Below are 13517 nucleotides of genomic sequence, written 5' to 3' on the forward strand. Positions count from 1 at the left end.
GGTACTGACGGAGTGGACGGCGCCCTCCGGCCCGTCCACCCCGGCCCTGCCGGCCCGGTGCGGCCGGAAACGTCCGCTAGACGCCGGCCGCGTGCAGCCGCTCGGCCGCCGCCTGCACCTTCACCACCGCCCCGGCCACCCGGCGCACGGTGGCCGCGTCCATCTGCGTCCACAGCGGCACGGTGAGCACCGAGCCGGCCAGCCGGTCGGTCACCGGCAGCGCGTCGGCCTGCCCGAGGTGCGCGTAGGCACGCTGCCGCTGCACCGGCGGGTGGAAGTACCGGCGGCTGTCCACGCCCTCGGCCTTCAGCGCCCGGCCCCGGGCCTCGGCGCCGAGGCCGAACTCCCCGGCGTCCACGATCAGCGTCAGGTCCTTGAAGGTGGAGGTGTCGCCCGGCTCCGGGAGGGCGAGCCGCACGCCGGGCAGGCCCGCCGTGGCGGCCGCGAACTCCGCGACCAGGGCGCCGCGGTGTGCCACCCGCTCGGGCAGCCCGGCCAGCCAGGTCAGGCCGACCGCCGCGTGCAGCTCGCTCATCCGGGCGTTCAGGCCGGGGAACAGCGTGTCGTAGTCGCCGGGGTTGCCGTAGTCCCGGGCGCAGCGCAGCCGGGCCGCGAGGTCGGCGTCCCGGGTCGCCACCAGGCCGCCCTCGCCCGCCACCGCGACCTTGGTCGGGCTCATCGAGAACACCTCGGCGAGGCCGAAGCCGCCGATCGGCACCCCGGCGCGGGCCGAGCCGAAGCCGTGCGCGGCGTCGTACACCAGCGGGACCCCGGCCGCGTCCGCGACCTGCTGGAGCCGCTCCACCTGGCACGGCGTGCCGTAGACGTGGGTGGCCATCAGGGCGGCGGGCCGGTCGGCGGCCTTGAGCCTGGCCTCGGCGTCGTCCGGGTCGAGGGTGATGTCCTGCTCGCGGGCCTCGGCGAACACCGGGGTGCCGCCGGCCCAGTGCGCGGCGTGCGCGGTCGCCGAGAAGGTGAAGCCGGGCATCACCACCGGGCGGCCGCCGTCCACCCCGGCGGCCTGGAGGACGAGCATCAGGCCGGCCGTGCAGTTGGAGACCGCCACCACGTGCGGCACCGCGAGCAGGTCGGCGGCGCGCTCCTCGAGTTCGGCCACCGTGCGGCCGTTGGTGAGCTGGCCGCTGTCCAGTACCTCGCCGAGCCGGGCCAGCAGGCCCTCGCGGTCGGGCACCTGGACGCGGGTGAGCGGCAGGCCGTCGGGGAAGGCGGGCGTGCCGCCGAGGGCGGCGGGCAGGCCGAGGTCGGTGGTCGTCATGGTCGGTTAGATCCCCCCTGGGACGAGGTGGTGCTCGGTGGAGGTGGAGCGGCCGGGCCGCCGACGGCGGCCGGTGGTCGGTGGGTCTCCGGGCCGGCCGCCGGCCGCACCCCCCACTGCCCGGGCTGGACCCGCCACAGCGGCGGCCGGGAGTGCGGGCGGGCCTTCGGCCGGTCGCCCTCGGGTCGCGGTACGGCGAGCAGCACCAGGACCAGCGGCAGCACCTGGACGCGTTCGCGCGACAGGATGCCCATGTTGTTGATGGTGGAGAACGCCCAGCAGAACAGCAGCGTGTAGACGATCGTGAAGGCCACGTAGGAGCGCTGGACGAAGAGCCGGGGCACCCGGCGCAGCCGCGGCCAGTCCCGGATGAACATCACCAGCAGGGCGAAGCACTCGACGGACTGGACCAGGTTCTGGATGTTGGACGCCTCGAAGGGGAACGGCCGGAACAGCACGCTGACGACCGCCACCGGCAGGCCCGCCGGATTGAGGCTGAACTGCGGCGCCGCGTCGTCGGCGGTGGCCTGGTTGATCACCGAGCCGCCCTGCGAGGTCCGCCGGGAGGTCTCCGACAGCACGTGGTTGACGCTGTCCCCGGTGGTGCCCGTGGTGCCGAAGAACGTCGACACCTGCTGGAGCATCAGCATCACCATGACGCCGAGCACCGCCACGGTCAGCACGGTGCGCAGCGGGCCGAGCGCGCTCACCTGCTGCGGCCGCCGGCGCAGCACGTACGCCACGGTCAGTCCGGCGCCGGCCAGGACGGTGACGTGCGGGCGGACCATGCCGGTGCCCAGCGAGCCGAGCGCGATGCAGAGGAAGGCGCCGAAGCGGCGGTCCAGCAGCCGGGCGACCCCGTACGCGGTCAGGCCCAGGCAGGACATCATCCAGGCGTCCTTGCCGATGCTGGACGGCCAGAACAGCAGCGAGGGCAGGAAGAACACCAGCTTGGCGTACCGCCGGGAGTCCGCCTCGGGGAAGGCGATCTGCAGGGCCCGCCAGAACAGCAGCAACCCCCAGAAGCCCAGCCAGGAGAAGACCAGGAAGCCGCCGACCAGCGACGGGCCGGTGATCGCGTAGACGACCCCGGTGACGATGATGATGAAGCCGGTGCCCGCGACCTTCATCCCGAGGTCGTAGTGGAAGGTGCCGGACAGCGGGCTGTGGGTGTCCAGGAACAGCGCGAGGTCGCTGCCGCGCTGGTGGTACATCTTGGCGTCCGCCGCGCCGCCGTACAGCACGAAGGCCATCAGGTAGCGGGGGAAGGCGCACAGCAGCTTGAGCGCCATCGCCAGCATGAGCAGCCGGAAGACGTCGCGTTCCGGGTTGACGGCGGCCACCCGGGCCAGGATCGGGGTGCCGATCGCCATCAGCGCGGGGAGGATCAGCAGCGCGCCCCAGGTGTCGTAGCCGGTGTGCACCATCGCCAGCACGAACACCGTGACGTACCCGAGGACCAGGCAGACGGCCACCGCGGTCGGCCACGGCACCCGGCCGGCCAGTGCCCGCAGGGCGGCGGCCGGCTCGGCCGGCCCGGCCCGGCCGGTCGCCCGGACGCTGCCCGCGGCCATCAGAAGACCTCCAGGTCGCCCAGGGCGAACCGCCAGTCGGCTGTGGAGCGGTCGGGCGGCAGCGGGCCGTCCGGGGTCCGCGCGGCCAGCACCATGCCGGTGCGCGGCGCGGTCAGATAGCCGCGCCGGCGGGCGGCGGCGGCCGCCTCCGTGCCCTCCGCCAGGTGGCCCGCCACGTGGTCGCAGCCGGAGCGGGCGGCGGCCTCGCGCAGCAGCCGGGCCGCACTGCCGCGGTCGCCGGGCCGGACGATCACGTCGGCGAGGGTGAACTCGGTGAGCGGCCCGCGCCGGCGCGGCCGGCCGACGGCCAGCCCGGCGAGCTCGCCGCCGCGGTGGCAGGTGAGCACCCGGTAGTCCAGGCCCGGTGCGTCGCCGTAGCGCCAGCGGAGGAACTCCGCGCTGCGGCGGACCGCGAGCCGGGTGTCGGTCACGTCCGCGGCGGCCCGCTCGCGCAGCAGTTCGGCCAGCCCGCGGTCGCCGCCGGCGAACCAGTCCTCGGCCCGCTCCAGCCCGCACTCCACCGGTCGGGCCGTGCCGCCGGAGGGGCGGCGCGCCAGCACGCCCCGCACCCCGCGGGCGAACGCGGCCGGCCGGGCCACCCGGATCGCGATCGGCACCCGGCCCAGCTCCCGCCAGCCCATCTTCAGATAGCCGGGCAGGCTGTTGCCGTTGGGGGTGTTGAAGACGAGCTCGGCGTTGCCGGAGACCTCCTCCAGCAGCCGCAGTGTGAGGTCCCGGAAGATCCCGCGGCCCTGGAAGTCCGGGTGCGTGGCGGTGTCCACCGGGCGGACGGCCTCGATCGCCCGCCCGCCGGAGCGCCACTGCCAGCGCAGGAACAGCCGCACGCCGGCCAGCCGCCCGGAGGCGTCCTCGGCGACCAGGCCCGGGCTGTGGCCGAACGGGTTCCGGCGGTGCTTCCACTCGAAGAATTCGGCACTGCGGGTCCCGGTCGGGCCGCCGGCCAGCGAGGCGGTCAGCAGCTCCAGCACGGCCGGCGTGTCGGCGTCCACCAGCGGACGGTACGTCAGTCCGCTGCCTGGCTTGCTCATCTGGGGTTCGGCTCCGTTCGGTGTGCTCTCACTGGGAAGCGCGGGTGCGCGGCGTCCCGGCCGCGCGGGGTGCCGGCCGGTCCGCCGGGTGCAGCGGGCCGACCGGGCGGTGCCCGGACCGGGTCAGCGGGCCAGCACCCGGTCGTAGACCTGCTCGATCGTCTGCTGGGCGCCGGCCGTGTCGAACGTCCGGGCGCGCTCGCCCGCCGCCGCGCCGAGCCGGGCGCGCAGCGGCGCGTCGCCGGCCAGCCGGCCGAGCGCCGCGGCCAGCGCCGCCGGGGCGCCCGGCGGGACCAGCAGACCCTGCTCGCCGTCGTCCAGGACCTCCGGCATGCCGCCGACCCGGGTCACCACCGACGGCAGGCCGCTGGTCATCGCCTCCATCAGCGCGACCGGCAGGCCCTCCTGGCGGGAGCTCAGGGTGAACACGTCCAGCCCCGGCAGCAGCGCGGGCACGTCCGACCGGGAGCCGGCGAACACCACGCCCTCGCCCGCCCGGGCCTTCAGCTCCGCCTCCAGCGGCCCCGACCCGATCAGCACCAGCGCCGCCGACGGGTGGTCGCGGCGCACCCGCTCGAACGCCGCCAGCAGGGTGGCCTGGTCCTTCTTGGCGGTCAGGTTGCCGACCGTGCCGACCACCACCGCGTCCTGCGGCAGGCCGAGCTCGGCCCGGGCGGCGGCGCGGGCCGCCGCCCCCGCGGGGGCGCCCGCCAGGTCCGGGCCGTGGTGCACCACGGTCACCCAGTCGCCCTCCGGGCGCCGGCGGCCGATCGTCGCGGCCACCGCGTGCGAGACCGCGATCACCGCGTCGTTGCGCCGGTAGGTAAGGGCGTTCGCCCAGCGGGTGGCCGTCCGGTAGCGCTCCCAGATGTTGTGCTCGGTGTGCACCAGCCGCGGCGCCCGCCGCCCGAACGCGGCCAGCCGGGCCGCCACCGCCGGGATCGGCATGTGCGAGTGCACCAGGTCGTAGCGGCGGTCCGCCAGCAGCCGGCGCAGCCGCAGCGGCCACAGTGCCCCGGGCGGCCCGCCCAGGCAGTGCACCCGCACCCCGGCCGCCTCCAGAGCCGGCACCAGCGCGTCCTTGTGCGGCAGCACGTACGCGACCTCGATCTCGTACCGGTCGGTGTCGGCGTGTCGGGCGCAGTTCAGCAGCAGCTGCTCGGCGCCGCCCCGGCCGAGGCCCTTGGCCAGCCAGAGCACCCGGCGGCGGCCGCTCACCGCTCCTCGATCTCGCGCAGCTGGAGCGTGGTCTCCACCACGGACTCGGCGGGCGGGGCCGGGCGGCGGGCCCAGCTCGGCGCCGAGCGGTGGTGCTCCTCGTACACCGCGGGCTCCTCGGCGGCCTCCGCATCGGGGGCCGGCCGGGCGGCGGCCGGGGGCCGGGGCACCGCCGCCGGGCCGGACGCCCGGCCGGACGACAGCGGACCGCGCAGGCCGTCGCGCTTGAGCCGGCGGCCGGACGGGCCGATCGTGCCGAGCAGGGCGACGCCCGCCACCGGCACGCCGGTGCGGGCCAGCAGCTCGGAGACGCGGTCCGCCTGCTCCGGCGTCACGTTCCCGGCCAGCGCGGTCACCAGCACCGCGTCCGCGTGCTGCACCAGGTCGTAGGCGTCGTTGGCGTGCAGCAGCGGCGAGGTGTCGATCAGCACCACGTCGGCGTGCCGGCGCGCCCGGCGCAGCACTTCGCCGGCCCGCAGCACCAGCGCCGCCGGGTAGGCGGTGGTGTTGCCGCCGGTGATCAGGCTGACGCCCTCCACACCGGTGGTGCGGATCAGGTCGTCCAGGGCGGGCAGCTGCTCGCCGCTGAGCAGCTCGGCCATGCCCGGGCCGTCGCCGACCCCGAAGTGCGCGTGCGCCTGCGGGTGCCGGAAGTCGCAGTCCAGCACCAGCACGGTGCGCCCGGTCTCGGCGAGGGCGGCCGCCAGGTTGGCGACCGTGGTGGTCCGGCCGTCGCCGCTGCGCCCGGACATCACCAGGATCACGGGAGCGGGCTCCCGGCGGGCCCGCCCGCCCGGCTCGCCGCCCGCGGGCCGCACCGACAGTGACTCGGGGCCGGTCAGCAGCAGGGTCGAGCGCAGCGAGCGGAACGCCTCGGCGGCCGGATCGGAGGGCCTGGCCACCACGAGCGGGCCGCGGAGCCGGCGCAGCCGCCGGGACAGCTCCGGGATCTCGCCTATCACGGGGAGGTTGAAGGCCTCCTCGGTGGCGTTGCGGGTGCGCAGCCGGGTGTCCATCCGGCTGAGCATCAGCGCGGCGACGATGCCGAGCGCCAGGCCGAGCACCACGGCGAGGGCGAGGCGGACACCGCGGCTCGGCGAGGTGAGCAGGCTTCCGCCGCCGTCCTTGGCGTCGATGCTGCCCCACTGCTGGATGGCGTCGGTCTGGCTGTAGCTCTGCAGGGTGTTGATGTCGGTCAGGGTCTTGGTGAGCGCGGCGAGGGCGGCGGTCAGCTGCGGTTGGAGCTTCGGCTGGTCGGCGGAGCCGGCCTTGGTGAAGTCGTGCTGCAGGTTGTTGACCTGCTCCTGCTGCTTGTCGGCCTGCGCCTGGAGGCGCTTGATCGAATCGTCGGCGCTCTTCTTCGACTCCTGGCTGTAGCCGTTGATGGTGGCCTGGGAGAACGCCGCGGCGAGCTCCGCGCAGGACTGCTGGGTGGGACCGGTGGTGGTGATCACCAGCATCTCGGTGGAGGCCGCCGAGACCTCCCGGCGCGCCACCAGGGCGGCGACGTCGGTGACCCCGAGCTTCTTGGCCGCCGCGGTGCTGACGTCCGAGCCCTGGGCGTAGCTGAGCACCTGGTCGGCCCGGACGGCGTCGCCGGCGCCCGCCACCGGCGTGATCGCCACCTTGCACTGCCACTTGGCGTTGTCCACGGCGTCGCCGGCCGGGGTGAGCAGGAAGCCGATGATCAGCGCTGCGGCGGTGCAGCCGGCGAGCAGCCGCCAGTAGCGCCGAAGGACGGTGAAGTGGTTAGCCGGTTCCACCGGTTGGATCCCCTCGCGTTCGTGGTGCGGGCACGCGGCGTGCCGGCCCTGCCGGTCACCGCCGACCGTGCGGCGGCGCGCCCTGGGTGGTGCGGTCGTGGGTACGGGTTCGGGATCGCTCCCGCGACGGTAAGACGGCGCCGTCGCGGATCGGCCGCAGGACGGCGGATCGTGGCTCCCGCTGTGGCATCAGGCCCCCTGACGGCGTCGCCCACCCCGCCGGCCCCGGCCGGGATGGCCCCGCGGACCGCCGTACCCCCCGGCCGACCGCTCCCCCCTGCGATGCTTGCCGTTCCCGGACCAGCGGCGCAAGCGCTTTGACCATTTCTCGGGCGACGAATTTCGCCGTTCCCCGGCGGTCCGTGCCGGTCGAGGGCATCCTGCCCGGAACCGCCCGCGCCGCCGGGCCCGCTAACCGCGCCGCAGCGATCGCTCGTAGAAGGCCACCATCTGCGCACTCACCTGATGGAGCGTGAACGAGGCCAGGAAGCGCGCGCGGGCGGCCTTCACGCGTACCCCGGCCCCCGCCGGGTCGTCCAGCGTGCCCAGCAGCGCCGCGGCCAGCTCGGCCGGCCGCTCGGGCGGCACCAGCACCGCGTAGTCGTGCGAGCCGACCGTCTCGCGCAGCGCCGGCACGTCCGCACAGACCAGTGGGACGCCGACGCCCATCGCCTCCATCGCCGCGCTGCCCAGCCCCTCCCAGCGGGACGGCACCGCGAACGCGTCCGCCGCCGCCATCAGGTCGTACACGTCGTCGCGCGGCCCCAGGAACCGCACCCCGCCCGCCCGTTCGGCCAGCGCCTCCAGCCGGGCGGTCTCCGCGCCCCGGCTGCCCGCCAGCAGCAGCTGCGCCCGCGGCCGCTCCCGGCGCACCTCGGCGAACGCCTCCACCAGCACGTCCAGGCCCTTCTGGTACTGCTGCCGGGCGGCGGCCAGCACCACCGGCACGTCGTCGTCCAGCTCCAGCGCCGCCCGCACCGCCGCCCGCCGCTCCGGCGTCACGGAGCCCAGCAGCTGCGGGTCGCGGCCGCGCGGCACCACGTCGATCCGGTCCGCCGGGATGTGCAGCCGCCGGCCCATCGAGGTGGCCACGTGCCGGGTCAGCGCGTGGAAGCGCCGGGTGCCCTGCGCGGTCGCCGCGTCCACCGCCTGCGCCGCCCGCACCTTCCACGGCGACAGCCCCCGGGCATGGCGGTGCTCCGGCCCGTACGCCGCGTTGACCAGGCTGGAGACGGCCGGCACCCCGGCCGACAGCGCGGCGGCCCGGCCCAGCACGTCCGACTCGTAGAGGGTGGTGTGCACCAGGTCCGGCCGCTGCGCCCGGACCAGCCGCCGCAGCGCCGCCGCGGTGCCGGCCCGGCCCGGCCGGTGCACGCCGAACACCCGCGCCCCCGCGGCGACCAGCTCCGGCTGGAAGCCGCCGGGCGACTCCTTCAGGTAGGCGACGTCCAGCTGCACCCCCGCGCGCACCAGTTGCGGGGCCATCGCGACCAGGCCCTGCTCGGCACCGCCGACCCGGTGCAGGCTGTCGATCACATAGAGCACATGCACAGCAGCAAACCCCCCGGGAACCCGGCGCGGCACGGTCTCCCGTCCGGCGCGCGCCCTGACAGGCGCTCAGCATCCCAGGCCCGCCCGCCATCCGCCAGGAAATCCGCCAGGAGGCGGCCCGCCGCGGCCCCCGCACGCCACCCGCGGCCGTGCCGCCGCGGAGCCCGCCGCAGGGCGAGGCCGGCCCGCAGCTCCGGCACGGGGACCGGACGGACCGGCCGCGGCGCGCGGGGCGGTACGACCTCCTGCCCTCCCGGCCTGGTGGCGGCCGCTGCCGCACTCCCGCTCCACGCCGTGGTGCGCGGCCGCCCCCGGACGCGGCCCGTCGCCCCGGGCCGGGACTGCCGGACACCCGGAGCGCGATCGGGGGCCGTGCCCGCCACCGCCGGGGCGGCGCCCGCCCGGGCCGAGCACGCCCGCGCGGTGCGGCCCGCGCCGGGCCGTCCGGGGCACCTCGCGGCGTCCGGCCGGTGCACCGCGCGGGCGCCACCACGGGCCGCCGCCGACCCGGCCCCCGATCGCGGCAACGGGCTGCGCCCGCCGACCGGGCTGTGCCAGGGTCTGGGCATGCCCGACGCAGCCTCCGCGCAGCCCCGAGTCCTGCACCTGGTCACCGACCCGCGGCGGCGCGGCGCGCAGAACCTCGCCCGCGACCTGCACGCCGAACTCCTGCGCCGCGGCAGCCCGTCCCGGCTGTGCGCGCTCCAGCCGCACGCCGACGCGCCGGACCCCGCCGACACCCCCGTCCTCGGACCGGCCCGCTTCCACCCGGCCACCCTGCGCGCGCTGCGCGCCGCCGCCCGGCACGCCGACGTCGTCGTCGCGCACGGCTCCTCCACCCTGCCCGCCTGCGCCGTCGCCCTGCTCGGCAGCGGCACCCCCTTCGTCTACGTCAACATCGGCGACCCCCGGCACTGGACGGCCTCCGCCGCCCGCCGGCTGCGGGTCGCCGCGTTCCTGCGCCGGGCCGCCGCCGTCTCCGCCATCTCCGACACCGCCCGCGACATCCTGACGGCCTGTTTCCGGCTGCCCGCGCAGCGCGTGCGCACCATCCCCAACGGCCGCGCCGCCGACCGCTTCCCGCCCGCCGCGGACGACGCCGACCGGCGCGCCGCCCGCGCCGCGCTCGGCCTGCCCGCGGACGGCCCGCTGCTCGCCTGGGTCGGCGCCCTCGCCCCCGAGAAGCGGCCCGACCTCGCCCTGGACGCCCTCGCCGAACTGCCCGGCAGCCACCTCGCGGTGGCCGGCGAGGGCCCGCTGCGGGCCGCGCTCGCCGAGCGCGACACCGCCGGCCGGGCCACCTTCCTCGGCCCGCTCGACGACCCGGCGCCGCTCTACCGCGCCGCCGACGCCCTGCTGCTGACCAGCGACAGCGAGGGCGTGCCCGGCGTCCTGATCGAGGCCGCGCTGGCCGGGCTGCCCGCCGTGGCGACCGACGTCGGCTTCGTGCGCGACGTCGTCCGGGTCGGCGAGAGCGGCGTCCTCGTCCCGCCCGGCGACGCCGCCGCGCTCGCCGCCGCCGTCCGCCGGCTGCTCGCCGACGGGCCCGCCGAGGCAGGGGCCGCCGCCCGCCGGCACGCGCTGGCCCGCTTCGACCTCGGGGTGGTCGCCGACGCCTGGCAGCGGCTGATCGGGGACGTCCACGCGGCCCGCCGGAGCTGATCGGGCGACAGGACCGGCCCCCCGGCTGTGCTGTGCGAACGGTCGCGCGCATACTGTCCTGCGCGGCTCGCACCGAGCGACAGGGCCCACCCCGGACCCGGCCGGCTGCGCCGCCACGGGGGAGGGGTACGCCACCATGGCGATTCTCGCCATCATCATCGGCCTCGGACTGCTCTGGCTGGTCAGCGGCGTCCGGGTGGTCCAGCAGTACGAGCGGGGCGTGGTGTTCCGGCTCGGCAAGGTCCGCGGCGCCGTCCGCGGCCCCGGCCCGACCCTGCTCATCCCGGTCGTGGACCGGATGCGCAAGGTCAACGTCCAGGTCATCACCATGCCGGTGCCGGCCCAGGAGGGCATCACCCGCGACAACGTCTCCGTCCGGGTCGACGCCGTCGTCTACTTCCGGGTGGTCGAGCCGATCCGGGCCACCGTCGACGTGCAGAACTACACGTTCGCGATGTCCCAGGTCGCGCAGACCTCGCTCCGCTCGATCATCGGCAAGAGCGAGCTGGACGACCTGCTGTCCGGCCGGGAGAACCTGCACCGCGGGCTGGAGCTGATGCTGGAGAGCCCGGCCGTCGGCTGGGGCGTGCACATCGACCGCGTCGAGATCAAGGACGTCGCGCTGCCGGACTCGATGAAGCGCTCGATGGCCCGTCAGGCCGAGGCCGACCGCGAGCGGCGGGCCCGGATCATCACCGCGGACGGCGAGTTCCAGGCCGCCGCCAAGCTCGCCGAGGCCGCGACCGTCATGGACGCCACCCCGGCCGCCCTCCAGCTGCGCCTGCTGCAGACCGTGGTCGAGGTCGCCGCGGAGAAGAACTCCACCCTGGTCCTGCCGTTCCCGGTCGAGCTGCTGCGCTTCTTCGACTCCGGGGCCCGGGCCGCCGCCGGGGCCGCTCCGGCCGCCGCGCCCGCCGTGGAGGAGCCCGCCGCCCCGGCCGCCGTCGAGGCCCCGGCCCCGGTCGTACCGGCCCAGCTGCCGGCCCCGCAGGGGGAGCCGGCGCCGAAGTCCTAGGCGGAGTGAACCCGCTCCTCCGGCCGCCGCCCGGCGGCCGGAGGAGCCGTCACCCGGCCCGCCCGGCCGCGCCGGCCGCGCGACAGCACCGTGTACAGCACGGCCGCGACCAGGCCGGACAGCAGGAAGCTCACGTCGATCCCGCCGGTCAGGCCCAGCAGCGGACCGCGGTAGACCGGGGTGTCCACCGCGGCCAGCCCGACCGCGGAGCCCGCCGCCCAGGCCGCCGTCGCCGGCACGTTCCAGCCCGACCGGTACCAGTAGACCCCGCCCCGGGTGCGCCGGTTGAGCACCTGCAGCGAGGCCCGGTCGTAGTCGCCGCGGCAGCGCCGGAAGCCGATCAGGGTGATCACCGCCCAGGGCGCCCCGATCGCGGTCAGCACCAGCACGAACGAGGTCACCGCCGACTGCGCGCTCCACACGAAGTGCCCCAGGAACACCAGCACGGTGGCGGCCGCCGCGACCACGTAGGTGGCCTGCAGGCGGGTGGCGCGCGGCAGGATCGCGTCCAGGTCCAGGCCCATCGAGTACAGCATCAGCCCGGTGTTGCCCGCGCTGCCCAGCAGGCCGTTCAGCAGCAGCGGCAGCAGGATCCAGGCCGGCGCGCCCGCCAGCAGCGAGCCCACGTAGTCGCCGCCCGCGCCGGTCGCCGCCGCCGTGAACGCGCCGAACAGCTGCGGCACCAGCAGGCCGAGGAACAGCCCGCCGCAGGTCGCCCACAGCACCCGCCGCGAGGAGTGCCGCACCGGCGACACGTACCGGGTGTAGTCGCCCAGCAGCGTGATGAAGGCGATCGGGCCGCTCAGCCCAGCCGACACCACCGCCAGCAGCCAGGTCTGCCAGAACCCGCCCAGCAGGTACGCGCCGTGCGCGGAGGCCGAGAAGTGCGGCGCGAACGCGGCCAGGCCCGCCAGCAGCAGCCCCGACATCGCCCACATCAGCACCCGCTCCAGCCGCAGCAGCAGCCGGTAGCCGAAGACCGCCGCGGTCGCGCTCAGCGCCGCCAGCACGCTGTACGTCAGCACGTACGCCGGCCCGTTCGCCGGCAGCCCGAGCAGCCGGTTCAGTGCCCCCACCACCACGTCGCCGCCCACCCAGAGCGCCAGCGCCGTGTAGCCCAGCGACAGCAGCAGGCCGACCACCGAGCCGATCAGCCGGCCCCGCACCCCGAAGTGCGCGCCGCTGCTGGTCGACAGGTTGGTGGCGGTGCGCTGCGAGATCAGCGCCAGCGGCGCGGTCAGCACGATGCCGAGCACCGTGCCCACCACCAGCGAGGTGGCGGCCGCCGTGAAGGAGAGGCCGAAGGAGACCGGCAGCCAGCCGAACACCACCACGCCGAACGCGAGGTTGGAGCCGACCAGGATCGACAGGACGTCCTTGGGGCTGCTCGTCCGCTCGGCCTCGGGGATGGTGTCCACACCGTGCTGCTCGATCAGCGAGTGCCCGGAGGCGGGGGCTTGCGACATCAACGTGCGACTTCCTGGTGCTCGACGCGGCGGAAGGAGGGGAGGAACGACCGCCGGTGGCCGGGCGGCACGACGACACGCCCGACCCGACCATGATCCGAGGCCGGCTCCGCCCGGCACAACGTCCGATCCTCCACAGCCCCGCCGCGGCCGTCCGGCCCGCTTGTGGCTTCCTACGTCCGCACCGGCGGCCCGGCTGCGGCACCGCCCTGGGCCGAACGGGCGAATCCGCAGGCCGCGGGCCGGAACCGGCTGGATCACCGGCCGCCCGCGCTGCCAGGCTGCGGCCGTGAAGCTGCTGCGCACCGCCACCGCCCTGGCCGTCCTCACCGCCGGCCTCGCGCCCGCCACCGCCACGGCCGCCGCCCCCGACGCCCCCCGCGACCCGGTCCACGCCGGGCCGCAGGCGCCCCGGCCGCGCGCCGCCGAGCGCCGCGAGGCCGTGGAGTTCTTCTGGTACGGCTGCCGGCACTGCGCGCAGTTCGAGCCCGCCCTGGAGCGCTGGGCGGCGGAGCACCGCGACGGCGCGGTGCTCCGCCGGGTGCCCGCGGTCTGGCCCGGCGGCCCCGACGAGCAGGTGCAGCGCGCCCACGCCCGGCTCTACTACACCCTGGAGCGCCTCGGCGCGGTCGACCGCCTCCAGCAGGCGGTGTTCCGGGCGGTGCGCGAGGAGCACCGCGACCTCACCACCGAGGACCGCGCCGCCGCCTGGGCGCTAACCCAGGGCCTGGACCCGGCCGCCTTCCGCGCCGCCTACCGCTCCGCCGATGTCGACCGGCTCACCGACGACGCCCCGGACCGACTCGTCCGTGACCGGATCACCGAACTGCCCACCGTGGTGGTCGGCGACGAACGGACCTCCCCGTCCACCGCCGACGGCGTCGAGCGGATGCCGGCCGCGATGGACGGCATGCTCACGCACCCCTGAGCGCCCGGCCGCACC

At 76.5% G+C, this 13517-nt stretch carries 10 protein-coding genes; 3 read left to right on the forward strand and 7 right to left on the reverse strand.

The features are described from left to right. Positions 1–76: 76 nt before the first annotated feature. From ACFV0G_RS04865 to ACFV0G_RS04890, 6 genes are all read right to left on the reverse strand, one after another. On the reverse strand, positions 77–1276 hold the full coding sequence (locus ACFV0G_RS04865; RefSeq protein WP_380541665.1) for a DegT/DnrJ/EryC1/StrS family aminotransferase: 1200 nt from the start codon (positions 1274–1276) through the stop codon (positions 77–79). Continuing rightward, on the reverse strand, positions 1273–2850 hold the full coding sequence (locus ACFV0G_RS04870; RefSeq protein ID WP_380541668.1) for a hypothetical protein: 1578 nt from the start codon (positions 2848–2850) through the stop codon (positions 1273–1275). Before ACFV0G_RS04870 ends, ACFV0G_RS04865 begins: the two co-directional genes overlap by 4 nt. Beyond that, complete coding sequence (locus tag ACFV0G_RS04875; RefSeq protein ID WP_380541671.1) at positions 2850–3899, reverse strand: GNAT family N-acetyltransferase; 1050 nt, start codon at positions 3897–3899, stop codon at positions 2850–2852. Before ACFV0G_RS04875 ends, ACFV0G_RS04870 begins: the two co-directional genes overlap by 1 nt. 123 nt (positions 3900–4022) lie before the next feature. Beyond that, on the reverse strand, positions 4023–5117 hold the full coding sequence (locus tag ACFV0G_RS04880) for a glycosyltransferase (RefSeq protein WP_380541674.1): 1095 nt from the start codon (positions 5115–5117) through the stop codon (positions 4023–4025). After that, positions 5114–6880 (reverse strand): tyrosine-protein kinase family protein, encoded by a 1767-nt coding sequence (locus ACFV0G_RS04885; protein ID WP_380541677.1) that lies wholly within the window; start codon positions 6878–6880, stop codon positions 5114–5116. Before ACFV0G_RS04885 ends, ACFV0G_RS04880 begins: the two co-directional genes overlap by 4 nt. Positions 6881–7291: 411 nt before the next feature. Continuing rightward, positions 7292–8431, reverse strand: coding sequence for a glycosyltransferase family 4 protein (locus ACFV0G_RS04890; RefSeq protein ID WP_380541680.1), 1140 nt, complete (start codon positions 8429–8431; stop codon positions 7292–7294). Between the two features lie 567 nt (positions 8432–8998). On the opposite strand from ACFV0G_RS04890, the gene ACFV0G_RS04895 reads away from it, so the two are divergent. Further along, positions 8999–10093, forward strand: coding sequence for a glycosyltransferase (locus tag ACFV0G_RS04895; protein ID WP_380541684.1), 1095 nt, complete (start codon positions 8999–9001; stop codon positions 10091–10093). A 136-nt stretch (positions 10094–10229) separates the two neighbouring features. Beyond that, the gene (locus ACFV0G_RS04900) at positions 10230–11108 is read left to right on the forward strand and encodes an SPFH domain-containing protein (protein ID WP_380541687.1); all 879 of its coding nucleotides are present in this window, start codon (positions 10230–10232) and stop codon (positions 11106–11108) included. Here the strand turns inward: ACFV0G_RS04900 and ACFV0G_RS04905 are convergent. Beyond that, positions 11105–12574, reverse strand: a complete 1470-nt coding sequence (locus tag ACFV0G_RS04905; protein WP_380541690.1) for a cytosine permease — start codon at positions 12572–12574, stop codon at positions 11105–11107. The genes ACFV0G_RS04900 and ACFV0G_RS04905 overlap by 4 nt on opposite strands. A gap of 289 nt (positions 12575–12863) precedes the next feature. Between ACFV0G_RS04905 and ACFV0G_RS04910 the strand changes: the two genes are divergently transcribed. Then, positions 12864–13502, forward strand: a complete 639-nt coding sequence (locus ACFV0G_RS04910) for a thiol:disulfide interchange protein DsbA/DsbL (protein WP_380541693.1) — start codon at positions 12864–12866, stop codon at positions 13500–13502. Positions 13503–13517 lie beyond the last annotated feature (15 nt).

The organism is Kitasatospora sp. NPDC059571 (assembly GCF_042735675.1).
GTDB lineage: Bacteria > Actinomycetota > Actinomycetes > Streptomycetales > Streptomycetaceae > Kitasatospora.

What these genes read in the sequence shown, in the direction of transcription:
- ACFV0G_RS04865 (WP_380541665.1), bottom strand. Translation starts at nt 1,276, where the DNA reads ATGACGACCACCGACCTCGGCCTGCCCGCCGCCCTCGGCGGCACGCCC.
- ACFV0G_RS04870 (WP_380541668.1), bottom strand. Translation starts at nt 2,850, where the DNA reads ATGGCCGCGGGCAGCGTCCGGGCGACCGGCCGGGCCGGGCCGGCCGAG.
- ACFV0G_RS04875 (WP_380541671.1), bottom strand. Translation starts at nt 3,899, where the DNA reads ATGAGCAAGCCAGGCAGCGGACTGACGTACCGTCCGCTGGTGGACGCC.
- ACFV0G_RS04895 (WP_380541684.1), top strand. Translation starts at nt 8,999, where the DNA reads ATGCCCGACGCAGCCTCCGCGCAGCCCCGAGTCCTGCACCTGGTCACC.
- ACFV0G_RS04900 (WP_380541687.1), top strand. Translation starts at nt 10,230, where the DNA reads ATGGCGATTCTCGCCATCATCATCGGCCTCGGACTGCTCTGGCTGGTC.
- ACFV0G_RS04905 (WP_380541690.1), bottom strand. Translation starts at nt 12,574, where the DNA reads ATGTCGCAAGCCCCCGCCTCCGGGCACTCGCTGATCGAGCAGCACGGT.